Annotated in this window: 24 protein-coding genes and 1 pseudogene; 5 read left to right on the top strand and 20 right to left on the bottom strand. The window is 71.7% G+C overall.

Annotated elements, in window-relative coordinates:
- Positions 1–25: 25 nt before the first annotated feature.
- The 11 genes from ACFXMG_RS38540 to ACFXMG_RS38490 all read right to left on the bottom strand — a co-directional run bounded on the left by ACFXMG_RS38540 (position 26) and on the right by ACFXMG_RS38490 (position 10,755).
- Complete coding sequence (locus ACFXMG_RS38540; RefSeq protein ID WP_384339127.1) at positions 26–214, bottom strand: hypothetical protein; 189 nt, start codon at positions 212–214, stop codon at positions 26–28.
- A 23-nt stretch (positions 215–237) separates the two neighbouring features.
- Positions 238–1,134 (bottom strand): type II secretion system F family protein, encoded by an 897-nt coding sequence (locus tag ACFXMG_RS38535; RefSeq protein WP_384339125.1) that lies wholly within the window; start codon positions 1,132–1,134, stop codon positions 238–240.
- On the bottom strand, positions 1,131–2,051 hold the full coding sequence (locus ACFXMG_RS38530; protein WP_384339123.1) for a type II secretion system F family protein: 921 nt from the start codon (positions 2,049–2,051) through the stop codon (positions 1,131–1,133). The genes ACFXMG_RS38535 and ACFXMG_RS38530 overlap by 4 nt, the downstream gene beginning before the upstream one ends.
- Positions 2,048–3,634, bottom strand: a complete 1,587-nt coding sequence (locus ACFXMG_RS38525) for a CpaF family protein (RefSeq protein ID WP_384339121.1) — start codon at positions 3,632–3,634, stop codon at positions 2,048–2,050. The genes ACFXMG_RS38530 and ACFXMG_RS38525 overlap by 4 nt, the downstream gene beginning before the upstream one ends.
- A complete protein-coding gene (locus ACFXMG_RS38520; protein ID WP_384339119.1) occupies positions 3,627–4,496 on the bottom strand; it encodes a hypothetical protein in 870 nt (289 codons plus the stop codon). The genes ACFXMG_RS38525 and ACFXMG_RS38520 overlap by 8 nt, the downstream gene beginning before the upstream one ends.
- Positions 4,496–5,101: an SAF domain-containing protein gene (locus ACFXMG_RS38515; protein WP_384339117.1), complete on the bottom strand. Its 606-nt coding sequence runs from the start codon at positions 5,099–5,101 to the stop codon at positions 4,496–4,498. Before ACFXMG_RS38515 ends, ACFXMG_RS38520 begins: the two co-directional genes overlap by 1 nt.
- 156 nt (positions 5,102–5,257) lie before the next feature.
- Positions 5,258–6,112, bottom strand: a complete 855-nt coding sequence (locus ACFXMG_RS38510; RefSeq protein WP_384339115.1) for an ATP/GTP-binding protein — start codon at positions 6,110–6,112, stop codon at positions 5,258–5,260.
- Positions 6,113–6,147: 35 nt separating this feature from the next.
- A complete protein-coding gene (locus ACFXMG_RS38505; protein WP_384339113.1) occupies positions 6,148–6,597 on the bottom strand; it encodes a hypothetical protein in 450 nt (149 codons plus the stop codon).
- 470 nt (positions 6,598–7,067) lie between these two features.
- On the bottom strand, positions 7,068–8,015 hold the full coding sequence (locus ACFXMG_RS38500; RefSeq protein WP_384339111.1) for a replication-relaxation family protein: 948 nt from the start codon (positions 8,013–8,015) through the stop codon (positions 7,068–7,070).
- Positions 8,015–10,279 carry a hypothetical protein gene (locus ACFXMG_RS38495; protein WP_384339109.1) on the bottom strand — a complete coding sequence of 755 codons (2,265 nt, stop codon included), beginning with the start codon at positions 10,277–10,279 and terminating at the stop codon, positions 8,015–8,017. The genes ACFXMG_RS38500 and ACFXMG_RS38495 overlap by 1 nt, the downstream gene beginning before the upstream one ends.
- The gene (locus ACFXMG_RS38490) at positions 10,279–10,755 is read right to left on the bottom strand and encodes a hypothetical protein (protein WP_384339107.1); all 477 of its coding nucleotides are present in this window, start codon (positions 10,753–10,755) and stop codon (positions 10,279–10,281) included. Before ACFXMG_RS38490 ends, ACFXMG_RS38495 begins: the two co-directional genes overlap by 1 nt.
- A gap of 340 nt (positions 10,756–11,095) precedes the next feature.
- On the opposite strand from ACFXMG_RS38490, the gene ACFXMG_RS38485 reads away from it, so the two are divergent.
- Positions 11,096–12,352 carry a PIN domain-containing protein gene (locus tag ACFXMG_RS38485; protein WP_384339105.1) on the top strand — a complete coding sequence of 419 codons (1,257 nt, stop codon included), beginning with the start codon at positions 11,096–11,098 and terminating at the stop codon, positions 12,350–12,352.
- Positions 12,353–12,492: 140 nt separating this feature from the next.
- Here the strand turns inward: ACFXMG_RS38485 and ACFXMG_RS38480 are convergent, their stop codons facing one another.
- From ACFXMG_RS38480 to ACFXMG_RS38445, 8 genes are all read right to left on the bottom strand, one after another.
- Positions 12,493–13,674 (bottom strand): C40 family peptidase, encoded by a 1,182-nt coding sequence (locus tag ACFXMG_RS38480; RefSeq protein WP_384339103.1) that lies wholly within the window; start codon positions 13,672–13,674, stop codon positions 12,493–12,495.
- A complete protein-coding gene (locus tag ACFXMG_RS38475; RefSeq protein ID WP_384339101.1) occupies positions 13,671–16,379 on the bottom strand; it encodes a hypothetical protein in 2,709 nt (902 codons plus the stop codon). The genes ACFXMG_RS38480 and ACFXMG_RS38475 overlap by 4 nt, the downstream gene beginning before the upstream one ends.
- A complete protein-coding gene (locus tag ACFXMG_RS38470; protein WP_384339099.1) occupies positions 16,379–18,946 on the bottom strand; it encodes an ATP-binding protein in 2,568 nt (855 codons plus the stop codon). The genes ACFXMG_RS38475 and ACFXMG_RS38470 overlap by 1 nt, the downstream gene beginning before the upstream one ends.
- Positions 18,947–18,949: 3 nt before the next feature.
- Complete coding sequence (locus ACFXMG_RS38465) at positions 18,950–19,579, bottom strand: hypothetical protein (RefSeq protein ID WP_384339097.1); 630 nt, start codon at positions 19,577–19,579, stop codon at positions 18,950–18,952.
- Positions 19,576–19,920, bottom strand: a complete 345-nt coding sequence (locus tag ACFXMG_RS38460) for a hypothetical protein (protein ID WP_384339095.1) — start codon at positions 19,918–19,920, stop codon at positions 19,576–19,578. Before ACFXMG_RS38460 ends, ACFXMG_RS38465 begins: the two co-directional genes overlap by 4 nt.
- Positions 19,920–20,984 (bottom strand): conjugal transfer protein, encoded by a 1,065-nt coding sequence (locus ACFXMG_RS38455; protein ID WP_384339093.1) that lies wholly within the window; start codon positions 20,982–20,984, stop codon positions 19,920–19,922. Before ACFXMG_RS38455 ends, ACFXMG_RS38460 begins: the two co-directional genes overlap by 1 nt.
- The gene (locus ACFXMG_RS38450; RefSeq protein WP_384339091.1) at positions 20,981–21,208 is read right to left on the bottom strand and encodes a hypothetical protein; all 228 of its coding nucleotides are present in this window, start codon (positions 21,206–21,208) and stop codon (positions 20,981–20,983) included. The genes ACFXMG_RS38455 and ACFXMG_RS38450 overlap by 4 nt, the downstream gene beginning before the upstream one ends.
- Positions 21,209–21,318: 110 nt before the next feature.
- On the bottom strand, positions 21,319–22,131 hold the full coding sequence (locus tag ACFXMG_RS38445) for a hypothetical protein (protein WP_384339089.1): 813 nt from the start codon (positions 22,129–22,131) through the stop codon (positions 21,319–21,321).
- Positions 22,132–23,280: 1,149 nt separating this feature from the next.
- Here ACFXMG_RS38445 and ACFXMG_RS38440 point away from each other — a divergent pair.
- The 4 genes from ACFXMG_RS38440 (at position 23,281) to ACFXMG_RS38425 (ending at position 25,990) form a co-directional block, all read left to right on the top strand.
- Entirely contained in the window at positions 23,281–23,625 is a 345-nt protein-coding gene (locus tag ACFXMG_RS38440) for a hypothetical protein (RefSeq protein ID WP_384339087.1), read from the top strand.
- Positions 23,626–23,697: 72 nt separating this feature from the next.
- Positions 23,698–24,270, top strand: a complete 573-nt coding sequence (locus ACFXMG_RS38435; RefSeq protein ID WP_384339085.1) for a VOC family protein — start codon at positions 23,698–23,700, stop codon at positions 24,268–24,270.
- A 111-nt stretch (positions 24,271–24,381) separates the two neighbouring features.
- A complete protein-coding gene (locus ACFXMG_RS38430; protein WP_384339083.1) occupies positions 24,382–24,816 on the top strand; it encodes a hypothetical protein in 435 nt (144 codons plus the stop codon).
- 541 nt (positions 24,817–25,357) lie between these two features.
- The gene (locus ACFXMG_RS38425; RefSeq protein ID WP_384339081.1) at positions 25,358–25,990 is read left to right on the top strand and encodes a hypothetical protein; all 633 of its coding nucleotides are present in this window, start codon (positions 25,358–25,360) and stop codon (positions 25,988–25,990) included.
- 7 nt (positions 25,991–25,997) lie between these two features.
- Here the strand turns inward: ACFXMG_RS38425 and ACFXMG_RS38420 are convergent.
- Positions 25,998–26,561 (bottom strand): annotated as a pseudogene (locus ACFXMG_RS38420) (IS5 family transposase); the annotation flags it as partial.
- Positions 26,562–26,661: the final 100 nt, after the last annotated feature.

The following is a 26,661-nucleotide window of genomic DNA, read 5'->3' as shown; positions in this document are numbered from 1 at the left end:
TGAGGGGGGGTGAGGGCTGTGGCGGTCAGCCGCCGCTGATGATGCCGATCTTCTCCAGGAGCTTGGTGCGGATCGCGATGACCAGCAGACCGGCCCCGACCAGCAGTGCGCCGGCGATCAGAGCGAGTTCGGTGGAGGTCTGACCTGCGTCGCCGCGGTTCTTCAGGGCCTGGTAGTGGCTCTTGATCCACACGGTCAGGGTCTGGATGTCCATGGTGGGTTCCCCCTTTTGGGTGTTCAGCTTCCGAGGATGGTGATCGTGACCGGGATCATCACGAAAACGAGCATGAGGATGACGCCGGCCGTGACCGGCAGGACCATCGCCGCGGACGCGGCGTTGGCCTCGGCCTTCGCGTCGGACAGCAGCGCGATCCGCAGCTGCCGGGCCTGGGCCTGCAACGTGGTGTAGACGGCGGCGCCTTCGCCGGCGAGCGCGAGGGTGTCGGCCGGCCGGGTCAGCTCGGGAATGCCGAGTTCGTCGCCGAGCTGCTTGAGCGCGTCCCACACGGTGACGCCGGCGAGGTCGGCCTGGTGGAACACCTGCCGCATCCGGGCGAAGATCCACCCGTCGCCGACCTGCGCGGTCTCCGTCAGGGCCTGGGCCGCACCGGAGTTCGCGATGCGGGCGAGCGCGACCCGCTCCAGGTAGGAGGCGGCCGCGTGCCGCACGACCTGCCGGGCGGCGGCCGCTTCGCGTGCGACTTCCTTGCCCGGCCACAGCCAGAACAGAGCGGCCAGGGCCAGGGACACGAACGCGGGCATCACGAACGGCAGCGGAGCGCCGGCCAGCGCGAGCAGCCCTTGCATCAGCTGCGGCACCAGCAGCCCGTACAAGGCGAACAGCACCCTCTTGCCGAGGTGTTCGGCGGGGCTGATGCGCAGCAGCGCCAGGTCCTGCGCGGGCAGGGTGATGCGGCCGCCGAACTCGCCGAGCAGCCGGGTGCCGACCCGCTCGGGAAGGCTCCCGGTGGACACCGGCGCGGCCGAGGCTACGGTGGGGCTGCCGGCCTTGGCGACGTCGAGGCGGTCGAGCGCGGAGGCCAGGTCCCGGCGGGCGGGCAGCAGCGCGCGGACGGCCAGGCCGATCAGCGCGCCGGCGGCGGCCGCGGGCAGGACGGCGTGCATCGGGATCATCGGGGGCCTCCCGTCAGAGCGAGCAGGGTGGAGGCAGGCAGCGGGTCGATCAGCCGGGGGTCGGGCTCGGTCCGCGCGATCGTCCGAAGCCACCGCAGCGTGTAGGCGAACGCCCCGCCGAGGCCCGCGAGGACGAGCTGCCCGAACGGTGACTGGTACCAGCCGGACCACGCGTCGTTGAGCATGCAGCCGATGACGACGACGCAGATGACCATGGACACCATGCGGGAGGACTTGCGGACCTTCGCCCGGTCGGCCTCGATGTCCCGGGCGTCCGCAGCCTGCTGGTGGATGGTGACCGCGAGCGCTTCGAGGGCGTCCGACAGACCGGGACCCTTGTAGACGGCGTGCGACTGGAACAGCAGCACGACGTGGTCGCTGACGCCGTCGGCGAGTTCGTCGGCGAGCAGCGCGAAGGCGTCCTGTGCCTCCATGCCGGACCGGAGCCGGTCGGACAGGGCCTGCACGTTCGCGGCGATCGGCCCGGGGGCGGCCTTGGCGGAGGCGCGGATGGTCTGCGGAAGGCTGATGCCGGCCTGGTGGATACCGGCGAGGTGGTTGAGCCACTGGCCCAGTGCCTCCAGCCGCTCGATCCTCAGGGAGGCTGCGGTGCCGGGGTTGAGGACGTAGGGCAGGCCGAGGACGGCGGCACCCGCGAGGAGCCCGTGGACGGGCCATCCGGTCCACGCCCACACCACCAGCGTGACGATGCCGGCGGCCGTGAGCAGGTGCCGCCAGCGGCGCTGCCACTTGTCCGGCAGGCCCGCACGGGTCCGCTGGATCCGGCCCGCCATCCGGGACGCCGGCTTCGTCGGGTCGACGACCCGGCCGCGGGCCTCCCGTACGGCGGCGAACACGGCGAGGACGGCGACGACGGCGCACAGCGCGGCGACGAGAGCGAGCTGGGAGGTGTTCACCGGCGCCCCACCGTCGCAAGCGGCCCCATCCAGGCCCCGTAAGGGTTGTCGGTCAGCCACTCCCTGCGCATCAGCCCGGTCAGCTCCAGCCCGTCGATGAAGGACGGCATGTTCTTGTACACGGCGCGGATCTCCCCGCCCTGCGGCGCGAAAAGCTCGGTCGTCACGGGCCGGTTGCCTTCGCCGACGACGTCGTGGACCTCGTAGATGTGGGAGACGAAACGGTGCTTCTGCCCGCCTACCGCGGTCTCGTCCAGGTAGGTCAGGTATACGACCAGGTCGATGGAGGACGCGATGAGGTGGTGGGCGGCCTCGGTCTGCATCCCGGCCTCCGTGCACAGCTGCACCAGCCGGCTGATGATGCCGTGCGGGCGCCGCACATGCAGGGTGCACATCGACCCAGAGCCGCCTGCGGACATCGCCTGCAACATGGGCACGATCTCCGTCGAGCGGACCTCGCCGACGATCACCCGCGTCGCGTTGAACCGCAGCGCGGTCGCGAACATGTCGGAGATCGTCACCTCGCCGGCCGCGCCGCCGCCGCGGGTCTCGCCGTTGGACTGCCGCGCCTCGAACGCGAACGTCACCGGCCCCGGCTTCGGTCCCGGCTCGTCCAGATACAGCTCACGGTCTGACTCCAGCGTGACCAGCCGCTCCGACGGCGGGATCTCCCGCCCCAGCGCCCGCAGCAGCGACGTCTTGCCCGCGCCCATGTCCCCGACGACCAGGATGTTCATCTTGGCGTGCACGCACGCGGTCAGGAACCGCTCCAGCATCGGGTTGATCGACCCCCACTGGACCAGCTCCGCGATCCCGTGCTGGCGGATGCGGTGCCGGCGGATCACCACCGACGGCCGAGTGGTCAGCAGACTCGCCGTCACCCGCGACCCGTCCGGCATACGGAAACCCACCATCGGTGTCGCCTGCGTCAGCGCACGCTCGCCGTGACCGGACAGCCTCGCCATCCGGTTCACCCACGTGATCAGTTCCTCGTGGCTGCCGGCGACCTTCTCGATCGTCTGCCGCGGCCGGTCGTGGTACTCCACGTGCGCCCGCAGCCCGTCGACCATCACGTCCTCGACGCCGTCCTGGTCGAGCAGCGACTGAAGCCGCCCACCCCGGTACATCGAATCGAAGACCGCCGTGCCGATCGCCGCCTCCTGCTCCGGCGTCAGCGGGGTGTTTCCCTGAGCGTAGGCGGTCGCCCAGTCCGCGACCGCGTTGCGCACCAGCCGGCGGGCCAGCGCCCGCCGGTCGGCCTCCTCCAGGAGTTTGTCGGGGTCCTCGGCGCTCAGCTTCGTCGACACCAGGGACTGGAGATGCTCGATCACCTCCCACTCCACCGGCAGCGCGCCGGGCAGGCCCGCGAGCGACGGCACCGCCCCCACCCCGCCGTCCGCGGCCGCCAGCGTGACCGCGGCGGGAGCGTCGGGCGCGACGGGCGGGGGAACGGCAGGTTGCGGGGAGTCGGTGGTGGGGGAGCGGCGCTGTCCGATCCGCCCGGCGAGCAGGCCGGCGATGTCCGCCGGCCCCATCGGCGCGGGAGAACCGTCCGCGCCGGGACGCTGCTGGGTGTCAGCCACGACGGGCTCCTCGCTCCGCGAGGCGCTGAAGCATGCCGCTGATCTGCACGCTGCCCGTCCGGACGGGGTACTGCTGCTGAATCCTGCGCCTCGACGCCGCCGCCTCCAGCTGCTCGGTCGCCGTCCGCGCATGCCGCAGGAGCCCGCTGCGCGCGTACCCCCGCGGCGGCCGGCCCCCGTTGGTGTAGAAGGAGGCCACCGCCGGCTCGAACGGCAGCGCGCCGAGCACCGGCGTCTTCAGGGCGTCGGCGACCTGGTGGGCCCGCGCAGGCCCCTCCTCGATCAGCAGCAGCCCGAGCGCGTCCATCCCGCTGCCGCGCTCGGCGAGCTCGGTCCGCAGCGGCTCGATGATGTGCCGGGCCAGGGTCAGGGACTGCTCGGTGCCCCGCACGACCAGCAGCACCAGGTCGGCCTGGTGCAGCAGCGGCGCCGGCGTGAGCGAGGTGTGCAGCCGCCCGGACTCCAGCGCCACCCGCCCGGCGTCGATGAAGACGTCGTGCCCGGCCTCCTCGGCCATTACGTGCAGCACCTCGGAGAGCATCGGCCAGGTCCGGCTCAGCGCACCGGCCTGCCCCGGATCGGTCAGACCGGGCAGCAGCTTGCGGTGCCCGGCTTCGTCCAGCGGCCACAGGTGCGACGCGAACGCGCCGGCCAGGGCCTCCGGGCCGGTCCGCTCGGCGGCAGCCAGATGGTAGAGACCCTGGCCCGCACCGACCTCGCCCTGGAGAAAACCCGCGCGCAGTGTCCCGCCGGCCGGATCGCACTCGGCCAGCAGGGACGGACGCTTCGAGGCGAGCGTGAGCGCGAGCGCGCTGGTGGTGACCCCGCAGGACTTCGCGGACACGAGAGCGGTGACCGGCATCAGTGGCTCCGAGGCTGACGGACGATCGCGACCCGGCCCTGCGAGGCGCGCGTGGCGAGCAGCGGACCGTCGGACGGTCCCACCGCGAGGTTGACGACGACGCTCCCCGACGCGTCAGGCCGCGACACGCTCACCACCACCGCGCTCACGGTCGACGGCGGCGCCTCCGCCTTGCCCCCGGTCTGCTCCCCCTGCGCAGGCGTCGTGACCGCGAGGACCTTGTCACCCGGGGCGAGCGTCCCGGCCGGGGCCTGCCCCCGCTTCACCTGCACGCCCACCTGCTGCTGGTCGTCTCCCAGACCGGTCCCCGCCGCGAGCTGCGAAGCGGTGAGCAGACCGCCCTTGCGCAGTTCCACCGCGGTCCGCTTGCCCACCACGGACGCCTTCTGCGCCGCGGGCACCGGGGTGAGCGCCGCGTCCGCGGACACCTCGGCCACCGTCAGGTCCGCCGCGGTCAGCGGCTGGCCGGCCGGGACGTCCCGGGCGACCGCCAGCACCTTCGTGCGGTCGCTCGACGACGTCACCGCCGCCGCCGCGCCCAGGCCCGCGACGGCCGCCAGGACCACGCACAGCGCCGCGACCGACCAGCGACGCTCCTTCTTCACCGGCACGCTCGTGGTGATCGGGATCTCCGGACGCGAGGGACCGGAGGGGCCACTGGGGTGCGAGGGGCGCGGGACCGGCGCCGAAGTGGGCGTTTCCATGGTGGTGCCTCTCAGGAACAGGAAGCCGAAGAGAAAGAAGAGGGGAGAGGGGGAGGGCTAGTTGAGAACCTGGACCTCGACGACAGTGATGTCCGCGGCGCTCTCGCGGACCTCGGTCATCTGCCCGGCCTGGGCTCCGCCGGTCACCTGCCAGTCGATCGACCAGGTCGACGTCGCCGTCACGTGGTACTTGCCCGTCGGGGTCGTCGAGGACGGAGCGGTGTAGCGGTGCCCGCAGTCCGGCGATGGGCGCTTGCCGTACTCCGCCCGGTACGGGGTGCCGGGCGTCGTGCAGGTCACCGTCGTGCCGTCGCCCATGTTCCACACGATCTTGCTGACCCGGGCGGTCGCCGTGACACTGACCGGCCCGATCGCGGCGGACGCCACGTTGGGCCCGTAGGTCTCGGGACCGGTCGCGGTCCACATGTAGACAGGCAGGCCGACGACGCCCCGGCCGCCGGGCTTCGGCGTGATGCCGATCTCCGGCCCGCGCAGCAACATCTTGTCCACCGCCTGCCGGGCGACGTCCGCAGGATCGACCATGGGAGCGCCACCGCCGCCACCGGGCGGCGCGTCGGTGAAGATGTTCTTGACGTCGTGGATGCCGGTCTCGTTGTCCAGACAGTCCTCGATGTACAAGGAGACGCCGGGCTTCCGCCCATCCGGGCCCCATACGGCGCTGTCGTCCGAGGGCTGCGGGTCGACCAGAGTGTAGGTGCAGGTGTAACGGCTGTTTCCCCCGCCGTCACTCTCCCCTCCACCGCCACCTCCGCCGGCGGTTCCCCCGCCGCTGCCGCCTCCGTCGCCGGGCCGGGTGTGCCCCGGGTCCCCCGGCGTCTCCACGATCGAGCACACGAAGTTGTTCTCGCACTTCGGCTTGTCCGCCGCCTCGGCCGTGGCGGGGAGAGCCATAGCGAGAGGGAGGGCGAGCGCGAGGTATCGGCGGGCTAGCACGGCTGGTCCGGGTGCAGCTCGTCCTTGAGGACCTTCCAGGAGCCGTTCCAGCGCTCCAGGAAGCTGGTGATGACGTACTTGCGGGCGGCGTTCGTAGCCATCGGCGCAGGCTTTCCGGTCTTCTTGTCGACGATCTTCCACGCGGAGACGTCCAGACAGGCCGATACGGAGATGTTGGGAGTCTTCTTCTCCAGCTCGCCCCCGGTCACGGTGGTGTTGCTGAGCACTGGTTTCCCGGCCATGGTCCGCTTGTTGTTGTTCAGGTTGGCGATCGTCTCCTGGGCGTTGGCCAGAGCGTCGGCAACCGCGTAGCGCTTCAGGTCCGTGCCCTCGAATGCCGGTACCGCGAATGCCTTGGTCATCTCGGCCCAATATGCCTGGTACGCCGCGACTGCCTGCTTCTTCGCGGCCTCCTCGGGGGAGTCCGGCGTGGGGGTCACCAAGGCCGGAGCCGAGGAGGACGGGGAAGCAGGCGCGGTCGGCTTCGGCGAGGCCGGTTCGGCGGACGAGCAGCCGCTGACCGCCGCGAGGCTGGTGAGGAGAAGTGCAAGAGCGCCTCCCCGGCGTGGAGCGGTACCGGAGCGCACGCGTCGCATGTGCGTATGGGTCGTCACGATGTCTCCCGATGCATATGCGGTCACCCGGTGCCACCTGCGCGTGTTGTCCCACGAGGGGCTTGCCGCGTACCGCGGGACCACTTCCATTGCGCGAAGGTCAAGATTACGCAAGACCACATCAACCGCACTGGGAGTAACTGTCGTTGAGGCTCCGAGATGCGATGGAATCGGCCATTTTGGGGCCGGGAAAAGACCAGAGTGTGTCAGGTCCTGGAGCGAGTCCTGTGTCAGGTCGCCGGGACGGTACGGGTATGTGCTGTCCGCCGCCGAAGTCCCCTTGCGCGGGGCGTCGATGCTCACGGGGCGGCCGGGGTGGTGAACAGGATGTCGGTGGGGGCGGGGTCGCCGAGAAGCGGGGTGACGATCGGCGCGAACGGGCCGCGGTCGCGGAGTTCGTCGAGGGTGGTGACCCCGGCGGCCAGCTGGGGGGTGCGCCGGACGCGGGGGTCGGCTTCGGCCAGGGCCCGCAGGTCCTCCGTCCGGCGCCGCAGGGTTCCGGGGCCGGCGCCGGTGAGGACGATGAGGAGCCGGGGGACGGCCGGGTAGCGGTCGCGCCACGCCTCGCGGCCGGTGACCGTCGTGGTGGACCGGAAGCCGGGCGGGGGTGCGGGGACGTAGGTGGCGTAGCGGGCGTACGAGGTGAGCTTCCGTCCGAGGCGGCCGACCTGCATGGTGGCCCGGTCGATCTCCAGGAAGTAGGTCAGCAGCCGGCGACCGGTGGGCGTGGTGCGGGTGTAGCGCAGGACGGCGTCGGGGATCAGGAGGGCGTCGTCCCCGACCCGGTTCTCTCCGTCACGGACGCGGTGGACCAGCTCCGGCTCCCAGTCCAGGGGCCCGCACTCGTCACCGAGCGACTGGGCCCAGGTGGAGAGGGCGAGGCCGGACTCCACGACGGCCAGGGTGTGCTCCTGGAGCTGGGAGGCGGCCGTCTCGGGGTTGATGCGGTAGGCGCGGGAGGTGACCTCGCGGCTGGCCTCGACGATCTCCGCGCCCCGCGGGGTGACGTACCAGAGCATCTCCGGGCCGCCGAGCGTGCCCGCGCGCCGGACGGTGCGCTCCACCAGGCCCAGGGCGCGCAGTTGTTGCAGGATGCGCCGCAGGTAGACGGACTGGCGGGTGTGCGGGGTCAGCATCCGCCGGAGCTGGTCGGTGGAGACCAGGCGGTGCTGGTAGAGCACGGGCAGCAGCCGCTGCCCGAGGCGGGGCAGGCCGGCAGTGGCGGGGTACAGGACGGGGGAGGTCATCAGCCGATCTCGCTTCCGCTGGTCGGGGTCGGGGTGGTGGGCTGCGGGACCGGCGCCGGGGCCGGAGTCGCAGGGGCGGGGCGGAGGGCGGAGAGTTCGGCGAGGATCCGTTCGTCCAGGCCGGGCAGGCGGCCGGTGTCGTCGCCGTCGAGGTCGCGCAGGATCGAGCGGACCGTCCGCCGCCGCAGACTCGCGTCCACGGCTTTCTCCAGCTCGGGCAGCAGCTCGGGGTGGTGGTAGTCGGCGAAGACGTGGTGCAGCGGCACGCCGGAGACCCGGAAAGGCGGGGTCCGCTCGCCGTGGAGCATCGTGGACATCACGTAAGTCCACTTCGGCAGCGACATCAGCGTCTGCGGCGCGACCGGCTCCATCCGCTTGGTCACGAACGCGGCTTCGTCGCTGTCGGCCGCCGACGCCGACAACAGGCTCTGGTTCTGCATGAGGGCCAGCCGGGTCTCGCCGCTCAGCCGCATCGCCATCTGCGTCATGCCCATCAGCCGCAGCTCGTACTTGCGCAGCTGCTCCAGGATCGCGGCGACGTAGCCCCGGGAGGAGCCGTCGATCGCGGTCAGCTCGTCGCAGAACGCGAACATGGTCTCCAGCCGGTCCTGGTCGATCCCTTCGCGCGAGCAGCCGGCCCGGAACAGGTCGAACAACAACAAGGAGGTGATGACCTGGTCCGCCGAGCCGGTGCCCGAGCAGCGCAGCAGCACGATCCGCGAGGTGTCCATCGCCCGCCGCATGTCGTACGTGGAGCGCGGCTGCCCCAGGAACGCCTTCAGAGAGTCCGACGTCTCCAGCTGCTCCAGGGTCTGGGTCACCACCGGCACCGCGCTGCCCTCGTACCGGGGAAACGTCGTCTGCCAGAACCGCCGCAGCCGGGCGGGCAGGTACTGCAAAACCTCCGCGCGCCACTCCTCGTCCGTGAGCAGCCGAGTGAGGGAGAACAGGGTGGGCTGGAGGTCGGGGCGGCCGCGCCGGCACATCTCCAGGGCCAGGTAGGCCAGCACCTGCACGGCGTGCGACAGGATCGCCCGCGCACGCGGCGCCCCGTCACCCCAGCCCTGCGCGGAGGCCAGCCCGCCGACCACCGCGCCGATCACGTCCTGGACCTCGGCCGCGGTACGACCCTCCATCGAGAGCGGGTTCCAGGATCCGACCCGCGCGGACGGGTCCTTCGCGCTCAGGTCGATCAGCCACACCCGATCACGCAGCGCCGGGTGCGTCAGATAAGGCAGCGCCCGCTTCACCGCCGCGCCGTGCGGGTCGAGGAACCAGATCCCGGTCCCGCCGTACGCGAGCGCCACGGCCTGCACCAGCGCCAGCTCACTCTTGCCGAACCCGGACTTCCCGAACGAGGCACCGAACAGGACGTCCGCCTGCGGGGCCGCGGCCAGCCGGATGCGGCCGTCGGTGCCCAGGACCCGGCCCAGCGGCACGACGCCCGGCTGCCCGGTCCACTCCGGCAGCTGCGACGGCGCCGGCGGCACCACCCCGCCGGTACGGATCACGTTCGCCGCCGCACAGTGCACGGAAGCCGGCTTCAGCAGCGCGGCGACCTCCCGCGCCGTCACCCACTGCCGCTTCGTCGGCACGAACTCACCGCTCCGATACCGGCGGTCGAACGATCCCCGGCGCCACCACACGCTGCTGTACGGGCGCCACCCCGTCCGCCGCGGCCCCACCGGCCGCCACCAGTTCTCCCCGCGCCAGGCATCCATCACGGCCATGACCTGGTGCAGCAGCGTCCGGGCCCGCGCCGGGTGCCGCGCCTCGACCCGGATCAGCACCTGCACCGCGAAGACCTGCGTGTCCGCCGACGGCAGGAACTTGCCCACCCCGTCCGCCAGATCCGTCTGCCGCGGCGAGGAAGCCCTCCGCGCCCCGGACGCCTTCGCGCCGCCTGTGCCGCCGGTCAGCCCCGCCGCCACCTGCCCGAACAACGACCCGCCACCGCCGCTCCCGCCGCCGGCGGCGGCGGTGATCTGCTCCCCGTACGCCGACGGGCCGCGCCGCGCCGCACGCCGCATCAGCCGGCGCCGCCACCTCGCGACCCTCCGCCCCGACACCGGCACCAGGTCCACGACCAGGTCGGCCCGCTCCCCCCGGTCGCTGTCGACGTGGGCGCAGGCGGCCGCCATCATCTGCAAGGGGTCGGGGGTGAGGCTGGCGGCGGCGAGGCGGCGGTGATCCGCCCGCGCCAGCACCAGCTCCGCCCGCGCCACGTACGTCCTGCCCGAGTCCTTCGGCTGTTTCTTCGGCATCAGGGCTTCTCCTCGCGGGCCTTCGCGAGCGGAGCGACGCCCGCGAACCGGACCGGCCGCACGTCGCCGCCTGCCCGGTCGGCCTCCAGCACCTCCACGTCCGGGAACGACGGCAGCCGCAGCAGACCCGCCGACTGCGCCGGCCCTTCCAGCCGGGTCGCCAGTCGCCCGCCCTCGCTCCAGTGCCGCATTCGCACTCCCGACGCCCGGCGCGGCAGCCACCCGGCCGCCGCCGGCACCCGCGCCAGCCGCGCCGCGTGCCGCCCGATCTCCTCCGCCGACGGATCGAAGTCCCGTGACGGCACCAGGTCGACGACCGTCCGACACTCGAGCGCGGTCCGGGCCCGGCGCAGCCACCACACCCACCCGGCCACCCACCCCACGGCACCGGCCGCCCCCAGCAGGACGAGCCACCACAGACACGGCCGGACGCTCTCCGCCACTTCCGTGACCAGGGACGTGAGTGTGCTGTTCACGGCATCTGCCATCACGCCGTCGCCCCCGGTCCGCCGCCTGGCGCGCTCACCGCGGCCTTCCGGCACCCGGACAGGCACCTTTCCTCTGCCACGAGCCCCTCCCGAAGGTCAGAGGCGGTCTCTGCGCCGCCGTTCACCCCCGCAAGGAGCGGCAGGACATGCAACGTGACAGGTCCGTGCGAAGAATCTTCGACACTTCCGTCCAGCGGAGGCCGTTACAGGGTCCCGCCGCAGCGAACCTCGGCGATCTCACCGAGTTTGGGCGGCTGTGCTCATCTAGTGATCAGAAGTTGAGAGGCTGTGCCCGTACGACTCGAACCCGAGGAAGACGGAGACCAACTTGATCATCCTTGACGCGAACGTTCTTCGCGGCACGAAGCTCCGCGGGCTTGAGGCCGACCTCCTACGGACCATCCGTGTGGCGCAGCTTGAGAAAGTGGGTGCGCCATGGATCGCGATCGAGGAGATTGCCGCGCAGCGAGCTGCCGAGTACGAGGAGAAGCACAAGGTCGCGTCCAAGGCTGTCCGCGACCTCGCCGTCTCGACTCCGTGGAACCCTCCGCAGCCACCAGTCCACTATGACGCCGAGCACGTGCGCATCCACTGGCGTAATAGATACGCAGAGATCGCAGATGTCCTCGAAACCAGCCAGGCGGCCTACGGAGAGGCGATGTTCCGGGAAGCCAACCTGCTGGCCCCGTGCAAACCGTCGGGGGACAACAAGATCGGTGCGCGCGACGCTGCCATCTGGCTGACGGCCGTCGAGTACGCACGGGAGCACCCTGACGAGACTGTGTACTTCGTCAGCGAGAACCATCGCGACTTCGGGATGGGGGACTCCTTCAAGCCGCCGATGGACCAGGATCTTGCCGACATCGGGGAACGGTTCGTCCTCTACACATCGCTGAACGATGTCCTCACGAAGTTCGCAACCCCTGTCGATGCCCCTGATGACAAGGTTCGGGAGCTGCTCGCCGAAAGCTCGGCCTTTACGACTGTTGGCGAGGAGGCAGTCAAGTACGCCCAGGACCGGTTGGGACTCATCAAGGCAACCGTGAGTTCCGGGACAAGACGACGGACGAAGCTGCTGAACAGGGCTTGGCGCTCCACACCCACCGTCACCTTGGCGTCGGTCAGCGAGATCACCGCTCACGAAATCCGCGATCACCAATGGTGCACCGCGGTAGTCCGGTGGCTGATCCACGGCTACCTCATGGGAGGGCGCGCAATGAGCTGCTCCTGGAACACCCGCGTTCTGGTGAGTCCCACTGCACCAGACAAGGGCCTGACGGTACTGGCCGGCTGGGCCATGGAACCGGTGACCAGTGAGGAAGACCTCGCCAAGCTCCCGGAACTGCCGCCGTACCCCGTTCGCGGGCCAAGGGACTGGAAGGGGATCCCGACCAGCCTCTCCATGCCTCCAGAGGCCGCGGCGTCGCTTGCATCCGCGATCGACCTTTCCGGCATCGAGGAAACCCTTCATGCGCTGTTGCTGACAGCGTGGAGACAGCATGCTGAAGCGGGTGCAGAGCTCCCGGACCTGACGGATACCGTCGATGCCGAGGAGGAGTCGAACCCGGATGAGGATCCGACCTGATGACTCGCGGCCAGGATTCGGCCTACGAGCCGTGGCCGCGGCGCTGCCTGGGCACAAGGAGTGGCGAGGCGGGCAGTCACCTGATTCTTCGGTTCGACCCTGGACGGATCGGCCGACGATGCGCCCCTTTGGCGTCCCGGTCAGGGGCGGGTAGCGCCGTAGTAGTCGTGCTCCGGCATTGCGGTGGTCAGCGGGACGACCTCGACCGCCTTCCCGGTGCGGGGTGCGTGCAGGACATTGCCGTCGCCAGCGTAGAGGGCGACATGGTAGATGCCGCCGGTTCCGCCGTGGGACCAGAAGAGCAGATCGCCGGTCTGGAGACTGTCGCGAGGGACGGAGCGCTGTGAGGTGGCGCTGTACTGGGCGGATGCGACGCGGGGGAGTTGCAGGGTGGGCCAGTAGGCGTTCTGGACGAGGCTGGAGCAGTCGAATCCGGCGGTGACCGACGCGGAACAGCGGCCGTTGAGGTAGCCGTTCGTGCCGTCGCAGAACCCGGTCGAGGGGCCGCTGGGGGTGCCGCCGCCCCAGGAGTAGGGGACGCCGAGGTGAGTGGCCGCGCGGCGCAGGGCGTCGGGCCCGCGGCCGGTGCCGGAGATCTGGAAGGCGCCGGCGCCCGTGGTGCCGAGCCGGTCGTAGGCGTGGACGTGTCCGAGGACCTCGTCCGCATACGCGCCCGACTGGTTGTAGCGGAGCACCGCCCGGCGCAGCTGGGCGTCGTCGCCAAGGTCGCTCGGGCCGGTGCCGCAGAGGTAGGCGGCGGTTGCCTGCGCGGCGTCGTAGATGTTGTGGGGGTCCTTGGCCCCGTCGCCGTTGCCGTCCTGCCCGGAGGGGCCCCTCCAGGTGGAGGGGATGAACTGCATGGGCCCGACCGCCCGGTCATAGACGGTGTCGCCGTCCAGGACACCGTGGTCGGTGTCGCTGTGGACGCTCGTGTTCCCGCCGGCCCCCGAGCCGTGGAGCCGGACCCCGTAAATCCGGGGCGTGACCGCGCCGCTCGCGGCGACGTCGCGGCCGGCGGCGTGGTTCGACTCGACCCGGCCGATGCCGGCGACGACCGACCAGCGCATCCCCCGGCACTTCGGGCGCAGCGTGGTCATCGCAGCCGCGGCCCGCACGTAGGCGTCCAGGACCATCGGCCCGATCCCGGAGACACCGGCCGGCGCCGCGGCCTGCGGCCCGGCGGCCGCGCCGCCGGGCTCTTCGTTGTGACCGGCGGCACCGTTGGCCACCGCTGCGACGAACAGAATCACCAACCCCAGGATGAGCGCCAGTGGTGAGAGCAGCACCGCACCGGCCAGCGCCGTCTTCGCCGGGGTCTTCACGGCCGCCTCCTGCGCCGTGGCGGCGCAGGGTTGAGCGGAGGCGTCGGGCGGGGGGTGCGCCGTGTCCGCGGCGGAGTGGGCGAGGGTTGCGGGGCGGGAACCGGTTGTACTGCCACCGGAGACGGCTGCGCCGGGGGCTGCGGGGGAGTGGCGGTCAGTGCCTGCTGGGCCTGGATGCGGTGCAGCCGCTGCCGGAGGCGGGCCTGTTGTGTCCCGGCCGGCGGCTGTGCGATCGGCGGCACGGGACGCCCCCGCCGAACCGGCACCGGTACAGGAGTGGGCGTCGGCGGCTGGGTCGGACGGGGCGGTGGCACCGCGCGGCGCCGGCGCGGAGGCGGCGCAGGAGGCGGGAACGGTCCGGGACGGTTCGGCGCGTTGTAGAGGCCGAGTCCGCCGCGGCCGGTCACGATCCGGCCGAGCGAGCGCATGTTGTGGACGCCCTCGCCCACGAAGTTCGCCGCCGGCGCGATCCCGTTCTGGTGTACCGCCTGGACGGCCTGCTGTACCCCGTGGACCGTGCTCGCGCGGGCGGCGGAGATCCGGCCGGGTACCGTCGCGGCCGCGGCGCCGACACGGCGTGCCGCCCTCGGCCCGTACACCGGCAGTCCGACAGTGGCCTGGAGGCCGAACCTTGTCGTCTGCGCCGCGCCGCGGACGCCCGCCGCGGCGGTCCGGCCGGCGACGCGTGCTGTTCCGGCGATGGCCCGGCCGGTCCCGCGCAGGGCCATACCGCCGAGGCTGCGGGCCGTGCGTGCCGTACCGGCCCGGCCGAGGCCGGCGGCCAGACCACTGCCGCCGGACAAGGCCATGGCGCCGAGCGCGAGGCCGCCCAGCGCCAGCTTGCGGCCCGCACCGCCCCGCTTGGGGGAGGGGAGCGTAGGTGCTGCGCTGCCACCCACCACGCTGGTGCCGACCCGGGCACGCGCGCGGTGAGCGAGGCCGCGGGTCGCCCGGGTCAGGCGCTTGCGGTAGACGAAGGCGCCGAGCACGACGCAGTCGAGGGCGACGAATCGGATGGTGATCCCGCCGGGCAGATCCTGGTCGGAGGCGTTCAGGACGGCGTTGACGACGACGACGAACACGGCGATCGACGCGACGGAGACGAGCATGAGGGCCAGTGCGCGGGCGATGGCGGTGGCCCGGTCCCACAGCCAGCCGCGCCCGGGCCCGGGCAGGACACCGACGGCGAGCCCGACCTTGGCGATCATCGCCTCGATGGCGATCTGGAGCTGGGCGAAGAGGAACCCGGCCGTCAGCGTGATCATGAAGATGCAGGTCAGGAAAGCGGCGATGACCATGAAGAAGGCGCCCCCGACCTTCTCCATGCTGGCCTTCTTCGCCGACGCGGCGCCGTCCTTCACGCACTGGGCCTCGAACTTCTTCAGCGGCCCCTTGGCGGCGAGCTTCTCCCGGATGACCGTGTCGGGCGTCGCGGTGACGGATTCCGCGACGTCCTTCAAGACGCCCCCGATGTACGGGATCTGGCCCGCCTGCTTCTCGCCGGACGCCAGGAACTCGTCGAGTTCCTTGTCGAAGACCGCCTGGGAGATCCGGGATTCGCGAAACAGCGTGCCGCACTTGGGGCCGTCGCCGTCTGCGGGGTCGGAGAAGGTCCGGCCGTAGGAGAGCATCATCGCCGGCCGGGCGACGAAGGCGTCCACCAGGGCGTCGGTGATGGGCCGGGCGATCGAGGAGGACGAGCTGCGCACCCGCGTCCCCACAGTGGCGCCCGACCCTGCCTTCTCCCACGTCCCGCTCGCCGTCGTCCGGCCGGGGCTGTCGGCGTCGATGGCCTCCTTGTCCAGGACGAGCGCAGCAGTCTCCACCGCGAGATCACGCACGGAGGCGACGACGCCCGAGTCCTTGGACAGCAGCATCTGTGGCGGCGAGGCCAGAGCGCCGAGCGCGAGCGCCGAGATGACCAGCGCCGCCGCCATCTCGCCCCACCCGCGCGCCCGGTTGCCGAACAGCAGGTGCCAGGCCGCCACCACCATCGCGAACGTCAGGAACAGCGTGGGCAGCCCCAGCTGCACGATCACCCCGCCGTACAGCGACGTCGACACCGTCAGCGCGGGCTTGAGGAGCAGTCCGGCCAGGGAGAAAGACAGCGCCCAGGAGATCAGGAAGCACGCGAAGGAGACGAGCCACTTGTTGCCGAGGAACATCATTTCGACCAGGAAGTGCTCGATCTTCAAATCCCAGTCGTTCCAGTCGCCGGTGTCGGCGTAGACCCGGTAGGCGGAGACGGGGATGTTGTTGCGGTCGGTCACCTCGAACGCGGACAGCACCCCGCCCCGGGACGCCTCGTTCTTGAGGTAGTCCTCCACCGTCTTCTTCCAGGCTTCCGCCGCCCGGCGCTCCTGCTCCTTCTTCTGCGCGGCCGCGTTGCGGTCGGCCTCGTGCCCGATCTCGTCGAGCGTGGTGCCGTCCGCGGGCGGGGTGAGGACCGGCGCCGGGGCGAGCGGGTTGTCCGGGTCGACCGGCGGCACCAGGCGGTTCGGCACGGTCGGCGACGGGACCGGTTCCGGCGCGGCGGTCGCGGCCGCGGCCAGCAGCAGCGAGGAGAGGCCGGCGAGCATCAGCAGCACCACCGCGAGCAGCAGCGCCCGGCCCGGCCGCGCCCACCGCACCACCGCGGCGGCCCGGCCGCCGAATCCGGCCGTCGTGGGGCGCGGCGTGCTGCGCGCGAGGCGCCGGCGGGACATCAGACGGCCTGCCGGACGGGCTGGGAGTGGATGGCGGCCGCGATCTCCTCATCGGCGGGGATGGTGATCTGCATGGCGCCGATCCGGCCGGTCAGATCACGGTGGAGGCACTCACCGGCCCGCGCGGCCCGCTCCTCGTCGCTCATGTCCGGCCGGTTGGGCGACAGACCGGAGGTGACCAGCGTCAGGAGGTCCTCGTCCTGGTCGCTGCACCCCAAAAACGCGAGCCCGCGGGCGGCCAGGTTGCGGTTCGTGTGCCGAAAGAGGCACTTGCGCGGGATCAGGCCACGCAGGATCTGCCCCTTCTCACTGTCGGCGGGGCCGATGTCGTCCTCGTCGTGCCCGCCGAACCAGGCCCCCGCGTTGTGCTTGCGGCCGTCCTTGACCAGCTCGATCGCCAACTCCAGCCCCTCGGGCGAGGACGTCAGCCACCAGCACTCATCCCAGATCGCCACCGCGAACTCGTCCGGAGCGGCATAGGCGATCTTCCGGCACAGGGCGGCAATCAGATACATCACCGCCCGACCGAACGTCTTCTCGAACTGGAGCTTCTCCAGCCGCCCAGCCTCCAGCTCACTCTTCGTCGGCAGCGCCAGAGAATGGACCGCGAAGACGACGCTGTCCGCGGTGGAGTTCCGCACCACCGGCAGCGTCTCGTCGAACACCGCGCGGGCCAGATCCTTGCGGCGGGCAGCGGCCAGCCGGCGCGCGGCCAGCACCGCGAACGTGTCCCCGCCCGCGCCCCGGTTGGTCAGCTCCTCCACCAGCACCCGCATCGAGGGGTGCGGCTCTTTCAGGACGGCCTCGATCGCCTCCGACAGAGCGATGCCCTCCTCGCTCATCGGCGACAGCCCCAGCAGCAGCGTCAGATACGACTCGGTGAACCGCTGCGCCTCCGCCGCCTCGGTGAAGATCCGCAGCGGATCCAGGGAGATCCGGGCCTGGTCGTCGATCGTGATGATCTCGGTCTCGCCGGGGCACGCCTGGGCGAAGCGCACCCATTCCTGCTGCTCGGTCCGGTCGACCACCACCGCCCGGCCCCGGCGGACCCCGTGCCGGCGCCGTCCGGCCGCAAGCACCGAGTACATGGCCGACTTCATCCCCACCGACTTGCCGCTGCCCAGCTCACCGACCCACGCCGCCGCGGCCGAGGTGTTCTCCCGCGGCCCGCGCGACCAGTCGCACAGCACCGGACGCACTCCGCCGTTGGCCAGTTGCAGCCCGTACAGCGGACCCGTCTCGTCCCCCAGCGCGCTGCCGGTGAACGGCGCGGCCATCGAGAAGTCGCGGGCGAGGAGGTACTGGGAGTACTGCGCCATCACCGACGGCGTCCGCGTCCCGGGCAGCATCCCGTACCAGAGCGCCTCCTGCTCACCGCGCGGCCTGACGAAGGTGTACTCCCCGCCGGCGAAGTGGCCGGACAGCTCGCCCGCCCGCCGCTCCGCCTCCTCCGGCGTGCCGCCCCACACGCACAGCGCGGTCATCGCCCGCACCTCGACCTCCGTCTTCGACGACGTCAGCCGCTCACGGAACTCGTCCAGACCGGACGCCGCCTTGTCGACACTGGCAGGCACCCCGGCCGTCTCCCCGTCGTACTGCTCGTACTGGTGGGCCAGCTCCCGCGCCTGACGCCGGCTCTTCGCCTCCGCCGCAGCGCCGCTCTCCACCTGAAGCCGCACCACCCAGTCCACCGGGAACGAGAAATCGTCCAGCTGCCCCAGATACTCCGACCCGGGGAACGTGAACGCCTCGGGCATCTCCGCCAGCGCGAGCATCGCCTGGTACGACGAACCCCACTCGGTCGTCGCCTCGACCCACCTCCGCGAAAACGGATTCCCCCGCCCCCGACCCCTGCGGCCGGCCGCCTCCTGCCCGCCCTGCTCCACTTCGGCACCGAGCAGTCCGCCCTCGGCGAGCACCACCTGACCCAGCGAGGCCGCCCCCCGACCCCGCCCCCGCACCCGCTGCCCACCGTCCGCAGCGGGCAGCACCGGCTCGACCAGACCGCGCCGCGCACTGTGCCCGTAGATCCACAGCACTTCGGCCGTGGACGCCGCCCGCAGCCCGATCCCTGACGGCCACATCGACGCAAGCCGCTGCGCCTGCACCAGGCGCAGCTCCTCCTCCCGCGCCGAGACCGGGCGGGGCAGCAGGCCGAGCGCCAGAGACACCTCGGCCCGCGCGGCCGCGACCACCTCCCGCAGCGCCTCCTTCCGCGGCATCGGCAGCGGCAGCGCGAGCCAGTCCGAGCGGCCCGTCAGCTCCAGCTGCTCCAGCTGACCGCGCAGCATCTCCACGCTCGCCGCGTACCGGGGCGAGGCGGTCATGTCGATGTCCGCGCACATCCGGGCCACCACGCTCTCCGGGTCGACCGCCGGACACAGACTCAGCAGCATCGACTCCCCCCGCAACTGCTTGACCAGCGCCTCCAGATGCCCCAGCCGCTGCTGCCGCGCCCGCCGCGAGCCGTGCGCCGACTGCGCGCCCTGCACCCGGAAGAGCGCCCACACCGTTCCCTGCGTCGTCCACACCACGTTCCCGGCCACGTGCCGGATCGGAATCCTCACCGCTCACACCCCCCGCTCGACATCCACGCCCCGCGCCCGCAACTGCTCCTGACGCAGTGCCAGCAGCGCCGCCGCCGCCCCCGCCGGACTCCCGCCCCGACTCCCCGCCCGCACCGCCGCGGCCGGCATCCCCGACGGGCCGCCGACCGCCGAAGACGCCGTCTCGGACACGGCCTCCTCCCCGGCCACCCGGGAGGAATCCGGGGCCTCCTCCGTCCACGTCACGCTGCACACCCCCACCAGCGGCCGGTACCGGCCCACCGGCTTCACCGGCCGGCCACTCAGACGCCCCGCAGAAGGCGCCGTCACCGCTCCGCCCGCGCTCACCGCGACCAGAAGCGGGTTACGGCCGTCCACGTGGACGTGCCGCACCACCAGAGACAGCCCATACGGCACCCCGAGGGCGATCACGAAATTCACCAGCCCGAAGTGCGCCCACACCGCGCGGGTCAGCATCAGCACCGCAAAGGTCACCGCGATCACGGCCACCTGCGGCACCGTGTACGGCCCGCCCGGAATCGTCATCTGACCGCCGGGCCACTTCCCGATCATCAGCGGATGCCGCCGGGCCTTGGTGTAGCACCGGCCCACCAGCACCTCGTCGCCGGAAGGCATTTCCGCGGGCGTGCTCACAGGCCCTCACCGCCACGCCCCGCCCCGGTCCCGGGGACCGGCTCCACGACGCGCACGACCGCAGGCCCGCGCCCTTCGGTCACCGGCGGCGCACCGCCCGGCTTGATCGTCTCTCCCACGGAGTCACGGAACGCGGGAGCGCTCATCACCGCGTACCACAGGGCCACCCCGCCCAGCAGCGCACCACCCGCGGCCAGAACGGACTTCGTCCTGCGCCAGGAAGCGATCGTGGAGACGGTCACCATGACCAGCATCACCGTGCTGGTCAGCAGACCATTGAGTCGGATACCCAGCACATTGACGTCGCTGATCGCGTCCGCCAGCAGCACCATGTCCTGCATCACTTGCTCCTCATGTCCGTTGCACCAGAACCGGCAGCCAGGAGCGGGGCCGCCTCGACGGCCTCCACCTCCCACCGCCCGTCGCGCGCCTTCAGCGCGACCGCATACGTCAAAGCCCGCTCCGCACCCGCCCGTTCGGATGCCGTCACGTCCACCAGCAGCCGGCGCCGCGTCCCGTCCGGGATCTGCGCCCCCTCGGGGAAGGCCGCGCCCGGCGCGTTCGTCCCGTACTCCGCGACCCGCTCCACGCGAGCCCAGGCGTACGGAGCCGGCACGATCGGGGTGAGCCTGCTGCCCGGAGGCATGTACCGGTCGACCTCGCCGCCGCCCGCCAGGTAGGAGGTGAAGAACCCCTGAAGCGTCCGCACCCCCGGATCCGCCGCACTGGGCTCCGCCGCCTGCCCGTAGCCGAGTTCAGGGGCCTGCCCCACCGGCAGCGCACCGACCTCCGCAGGCAGAGCCACCGCGGCAAGCTCGCCCGAGGCACCGGAGCGCACCGGCACCCGGAAGTACCGCAGCCCCACGGCCGGCTCGGCCTCGTCCCGCTCCGGCTTCGCCGCCGGCAGCTCGGCGGGGCGGACCCGTGCGGCGACCGTCACGGCCCAGTAGCCGGCCGAGACGGCCCGCACCCGCACCGCCGCGGCCTGCTCCACCACCTGACCGCCCCCACCGCCTGAGAGCGTGGCCGGACCCGCCCCCGGCATGAACGCCGCCAGGACCTCGCCGGTCCGCCCCTCCTCGGCCTCCAGATACGCCGTCACGAACAGCTCGGCGAACCCGCCCGGCCCCGAGGAATCCACCGCCACCGCCGCAGGCCGCTCCGCGGCGACCTCCGCGCGCACGACCTCGGGACCCGCGAGCAGAGCCCACGCCCCCAGCACCGGACCGGCCAGCAGCAGCACCCACGCCGAGCGGCGCAGCACCGTCACCGCGTTCGCCGAGGCCCCCAGCGAACCCAGCTCCCACCCGCCCGCCTCCGCAGGCAGACCCGCCTCCTCGACCCGTCCGTGCTCACGAGCCGCCCGCGTCTGCTCGGGGACCGGGCCCGTGCTGCGGCGCCTCACGACTGGGCCTCGCGCAGCAGGGCGGCCCGCGTCAGGCGCGTCTGCGCGGGAAGCTCGCACCAGCGACCGAACGCCTGCCGGGCCACCGGGGCCTCGCGCAGATACGTCCGCATCGCCTCCTCCGTCTCGGCGGAGAACGGCGCCACCTCCAGCAGCACGGCCAGCTCCCCGAGCCGGCGACGGGCCCGCATGAGCACCGTTTCGTCCGACGGCTGTTCCGCCACGGCCGACACCTCGCATTCCCACTCCCCGGCGGCCGTTCCGCCGGTCCACCCCCGCAAGGAGCCGGCCGCACCCGAACGTGACAGCCGCAGCCCGAGAAAATCCGAGAGCTTCACGCCGCCTGCACCCACTGCCGTGCCACCGGCCGCAACCGCGCCACGGTCCGGCTGCGCCGCTGACGCCGGGCCGCCGCCGACACCCCGGCCTGCTCCTGCGACTCCGCCCGCACCTCGTCCGCGATCTGCCGCGCCCGCGCCACGCTCAGCAGACCTGTCTGCACCCCCCACAGCAGCAACTCGGCCAGCTCCGCCCGCGCCGGCTCCCACTCCCGCGCCCCCTCCACCAGGCCGCCTGCCACGGCCTGTTCCACCACCCCGGCCCGGCACGCGGCCTCCGCCACGTCCTCGCCGCTCGCCCGCTCCGCCCACTCGGAGCTCCACTCCACCGCCTGGGGGTCGTCGTCCCGCAGCTCCCGGCTCGCCCGGTGCAGCGTCTCCAGCAGCAGGTTCGCCGCGACCTTCCGAGACCGGTGCAGCGGATAGGTACGCACCACCCCGTACAGGGCCGCCACCACGACCTGCCCCACCTCGTCGAACTCCCGCCCCGGCCGCAGCAGCGACATCGTGGTGCGCACCGCCCCGTCGACCATCGCCTGCACCACCACCCGCGCCGCCAGCCGCGCCCCCGCACCCTCGCCTGCCGCCACCGCCAGCAGCGCACCCATCCACCGGTCGCTGTGCTCCCGGCCCACCCGCCGGTCCCGCACCCCGAGCCAGCCCAGCAACGTCTCCAGCTCCGCCGGCCCCTCACCCGGTGTCAGAACACCGGCCCCCTCCAGCCAGCCGCGCACCCGCGCCCCGGCGCCCGGCTCGGCACACACCAGCGCCCACTCGGCGTTCAGTCCCTTGAAGACACGGATGTCCACGACACGGCCCTTTCTCGATCACGTGTCGTCGACTGTCCTCAGCACCCCTGACCCAGAAACTGACCCAGAACCACAAACCCGCAGGTCAAACGGTTGCCCAAAGAGCAACCCGCCCCCTTCCCTCTGGCCGGGTCACTCCGCTCGCCCCCGGGTCACCCTTCGGGGCAGCCTGCGCGACCGAGGAACGGCCGTCGCCGCACCCCGTGGACATGGCCCCCGGCGAACGCGCCCCGGCGAGCCGCGGCGAAGCCCTGCCCGCAGCGCCTGCCTGCACCTCGCCAGCAGGAGGAGGCGCTCCGGGGCAGCAGTCCCCTGGCCCGGCACCGCCCACCGGCTGCTCCAGGGACGCGGACCGCGCAGGGGCCGTGCGCGGCGCACGCGATCACCGTCCGGTGCGCCGCGTCCGCAGAACGCCCAGGACGGTCCGGCGGAATCGCCATGGCCGAGGAAGCGGGTTCGCTCCTCGACCAGCAGGGGCCTCCCTGGGGGCCTGGACGTCGGCGAGGGGCGGGCCTTTCCTTCTCGGCGGGCGGCGTGAAACCCGGCTGGCGCACTGGAGGGCCGGCCGCCCGACCACCGCCGCCGCCGGGAGGTTGCGTCACCGGTTGCGTCACCGGTTGCACCACCGGTTGCGCGGAGGGTTGCATCACCGGTTGCATCACCGGTTGCGGGCCCGTTTCGCGCGACCGCGCATTGCCGCAGGTCAGGACCGGCGGGTCAGTCTTTCTCGCCGCCGACACCTCTTTCTCCGCGAGCTGGAGGAAGAGGCAGTCGTTCATCCTCGGGGCGCAGGGCCCCGCGGCCGGGGCTTGATTCGTCGGCCAGCCCCCTTGTTCCTGGCGGGCCGACCTTTCCGGCGGCCCGCCGGCACACCGTGGCCGAACTCGCCCGCGCCGGCCGCGTCTCCCGAACACGTCTCGACATCCGCTCCTCGACCGCCACCAGGCCGCCGGAAGAGCTCAGCGTCCGCGACATCTCCGCCCATCTGACCTCTCCGGCCTGCTGTGCTCCGTCGCCGCTTCCGCAGTTGATGCGGAAGAACCACTCGACACCTTGCAAAAGGTGGGGTGAGTCGTGTAATGTATGTGTTGTCGGAAGGGGGGAGCACCCCGGAAGACGCAGCAGATTCCCAACTCAAAAGAGGTAGCCGTGACAGACGGACAGAGGCTTTCCCTTCAGGAACGACTCGGCATCGTCTACCAGCGTCTGACGGCGCTGCCCCCGGCAAAGGGCCCGGAGGAAGCACTCCGCCAGCTCGCCGAAACGCTCGACAGCGTAGAAGACGAGTACAGCGGAGTCCCTCGGAACCCCGACTCGGGACTCGCTTTCGACGGCCGGATGTACCCGCCCCGCGCGGACTACGTCCGACAGGAAGAAGACGGGAGGCTGGTCGCAGTGACCAAGGGGAACGTGATCTACGCGGAACCCGACGGAACGCTCATCATCACCAGCAGGCGCACCGGCGAAGAGGTCTACCGGCGCCCCGGCGCCTGACCTGCCGCCCCCGGCATCCAGCCGGGGGCGTCCACCCCTTCCCCTGCCACGGCAACCACGAAAGGAGCACCCATGCACATCGACCTTGTCGTCATCTACACCGACCAGCTGGAAGCCTGCCGAGACTTCTATGCCACCCTGGGCCTGTCCTTCGTCCAGGAGCGGCACGGCACCGGACCCGAGCACTACGCCGCCGTTCTCGGTGACGGTTCAGTGTTCGAGCTCTACCCGGCGACCCGCCGCCCCGCCACCGGTTACCTCCGCCTCGGCCTCACAGCGCCCGCCGACGCCGCCACCGAGGACCGGCAGGTTTTGACCGACCCGGACGGCCGCACCGTCGTCCTCACCCCCAGCGAGGACGGGAACGTGCAGAAGAACAGCACGACCGGCGAAGAAGAGGCCCGTGCGGCCATCGCCCGCATCCTGGGGCGGGACACACGGACGGAGGTGGTCGCCTTCCCCGGCGGGAACCTCTCACTCATGATCGTTTTCAACGGCCGCAGCGTCGTCATCGACGGTCACGACGGGACCGGATGGGGATGGAGCATCGACCCCACCGAAGAAAGCGGTTTCTCCGGGCACGACCACACCGCCGGCACCTTGGAAACCGCCCTGCGCGACGCTCGCACGGCCCTGGCCTCCTGACCCGCACCACATGCAAGACAGCCGACGGGGCGGGGCCACAAGGGCCCACCGTCCAAAGACGGGGAGCACGCCCCGTCGGCCCAGCAGATTCCCCAGAGGAGAACCCCCGTCATGGTAGCCGCCGAGTCTCCCCAGCCCCCCGACGGGCGCAGCGGCGTCACCTTCGCCGAAATCGCCGCCCACTACGGACTCAGCCCCCGCTACGTCGCCGAGAACCCCCGGTGGGGCCGACACCCGGACTGGCCCGCCCGCACCGGAAAACGCGGACGATTCGCCGAATATGACCCCGGCGAAGTAGACCGCTTCGTACAGACTCACCACCACCGTCCCACACCCGACCTCGAACCCGGTCGCGCCTACACCCTCACCGAGATCGCCGCCGCCACCGGGCTGGCCGCCGACACCCTTTACGCCGATGTCAGCCGCAACCGCTGGCCTCAACCCGACGAGACCACCCCCGACGGCACCCGGATGTGGTACGGCAGCACCGTCGCTCGAACCCTCGCCAACCGCCGCCGTTACACCTCCCGCAGAAAGACTCCCTGAGTCACACACATGACGAAGCCGTCCCTTCTGCCTTCAGGCCGAAGGGGCGGCTTCGTCATGTCAGAAGTCAGGCCGTGGCTCTATCGACGACCCACACAGCAGCCGTCGACGACTCCGGGAGGCACCGCCGCGCGAGGGTGACGTGGCGTGGAAACAGGACGCGGGGCGCTGCAGTCGACCTCGGAAGAACGGCCCCGGGGCCAGGAGGCGGTCGAGAGCGGCCTGGATGGCGTGGCGCCCGGCCCCCGGCGGGGCGCCCACCCTCATGGAGCCGGGGCGAAAGCCCGGGTCGCCACTGGTGAACACGCACCTGCCTGCTCGTGAGGTCACGGGAGGCGGCCAAGTGCAGGACGTAGCCGATGACCAAGCCCTGCTCCGCCACCCGGCGCGGCAGCGTTGGCACGGCGATCAACCGGCACTGACGTTTTGCGCGGTAGAGCTCGTCACCCGTCGGCGCGCGTTACGAGCCGGTGCTGCTCGCCGACCAGATCTGAGCCGAGCACGAGATGCGGCACACCCTGCCGAGGATCATCCTGATGCCGTGAACGTTCAGCGCATCTCGGTCTTCGATCGCGGTCGGGGGCGTCGGGCTGTCGCAGTCGCTGCTGCGTGCGGGGCACTCATGTTCGCGGGGGCCTGTGGAGACGACGGAAGTGCCGCAAAGACGCTGGCAACAACCGCAACGCAGGCACCTCCGCGCGGGCTGATCTCTGACGAAGACGCCGAGCAGATCCTCGGGGGCCCCGTCGATCCACAGGGACAGTTCAGTCCTAACGCTGTGCCCGAACTTCCGGGATGCCCCGCGTACGCGCGCGTGGCCACTCAGGCCGACCAGCGAATCGGATACATCTCCGACAAAGGTGATCAGCTCACCGAGGTTGTGGTGGAGGACGGAGAGGACACCCAACTACTCGAGGACCTGCGCGCGTGCTCCGGGGGAATCGCTGGTGGAAGCCAGGTCACCATCGATCTCACCTCCGCACCGGGCGGCCCCGGAAATGTCACAGGCGTGATCGCAGTGGACGGGACCACCATTCATCTGCGAGCTCGCGTGGTGGAGGGGGACAACATCGAGATCCTCACCATCGGCACCGCGGCGCAGGCGGATATGGCCATTGACGTTGCCGAAGCCCGCTATGGCGGCACTCCGCTTCCGGAAGGGCACTCCGGCTGACCGCCCCGAGCTGTCCGGCATAGGCGGAGTCGGCCCAGACGATGGTGATCTCGGGGTGCATGAGCCGCAGCCGGAACAGAACTTCCTTGGCCGCGTTGCGGTCGGTCATGTCGGCCGGGGTGACCATGACGAACAGCGGCAGGCCCTTGATGTCCACGACCAGGTGCCGCTTGCGGCCGTTGATTTTCTTGCCGGCGTCGTAGCCGCGGGAGTCCTTGCCGACGGTGTCGGCGGCCTTGACCGACTGGGAGTCGATGACGGTGGCGACCGCTCCGGGGGCCCGGCCCATCTCGCGGCGGATTCGCTTCCGGAGCTGGTCACGGATCTGTCCGATGACGCCGGCTGCAGCCCAGCGGGCCATGAACCCGTAGCACGTGCGCCAGGGCGGGAAGTCCTTGGGCAAGGCCCTCCACTTGCATCCGGTGTCGACGACATAGCGGATCGCATCGACGATCTCCCGGCGGGGGTGCTTCTCCGGGCGGCCGCCGGCCGGGGTCTCGCAAGCCGGTGTCGGCAGCAGCGGTTCGATGAGGGCCCATTCGTCGTCCCAGGTGTCGGAGGGGGGTAGCAGCGTCGCCGTGGCAACGTTCCCTCCCTGGAAGACGGGGCGGGGCCGGCCGCTTCGCGGCCGGCCCCCCCCCGCAGCCGGAGGGGACGACGGCGAGAGAGGA

Source organism: Streptomyces sp. NPDC059201 (assembly GCF_042754585.1).
Taxonomy (GTDB): Bacteria; Actinomycetota; Actinomycetes; order Streptomycetales; family Streptomycetaceae; genus Streptomyces.
This window is presented reverse-complemented; position numbering and strand designations above follow the sequence as displayed.

Bases quoted from the DNA above. Each gene is read 5' to 3' on its own strand.
- ACFXMG_RS38475 (WP_384339101.1), bottom strand. From the start codon at position 16,379: ATGTCCCGCCGGCGCCTCGCGCGCAGCACGCCGCGCCCCACGACGGCC.
- ACFXMG_RS38460 (WP_384339095.1), bottom strand. From the start codon at position 19,920: ATGCAGGACATGGTGCTGCTGGCGGACGCGATCAGCGACGTCAATGTG.
- ACFXMG_RS38430 (WP_384339083.1), top strand. From the start codon at position 24,382: ATGGTAGCCGCCGAGTCTCCCCAGCCCCCCGACGGGCGCAGCGGCGTC.
- ACFXMG_RS38535 (WP_384339125.1), bottom strand. From the start codon at position 1,134: ATGATCCCGATGCACGCCGTCCTGCCCGCGGCCGCCGCCGGCGCGCTG.
- ACFXMG_RS38520 (WP_384339119.1), bottom strand. From the start codon at position 4,496: ATGCCGGTCACCGCTCTCGTGTCCGCGAAGTCCTGCGGGGTCACCACC.
- ACFXMG_RS38435 (WP_384339085.1), top strand. From the start codon at position 23,698: ATGCACATCGACCTTGTCGTCATCTACACCGACCAGCTGGAAGCCTGC.
- ACFXMG_RS38500 (WP_384339111.1), bottom strand. From the start codon at position 8,015: ATGACCTCCCCCGTCCTGTACCCCGCCACTGCCGGCCTGCCCCGCCTC.
- ACFXMG_RS38540 (WP_384339127.1), bottom strand. From the start codon at position 214: ATGGACATCCAGACCCTGACCGTGTGGATCAAGAGCCACTACCAGGCC.
- ACFXMG_RS38510 (WP_384339115.1), bottom strand. From the start codon at position 6,112: ATGGCTCTCCCCGCCACGGCCGAGGCGGCGGACAAGCCGAAGTGCGAG.
- ACFXMG_RS38495 (WP_384339109.1), bottom strand. From the start codon at position 10,279: ATGCCGAAGAAACAGCCGAAGGACTCGGGCAGGACGTACGTGGCGCGG.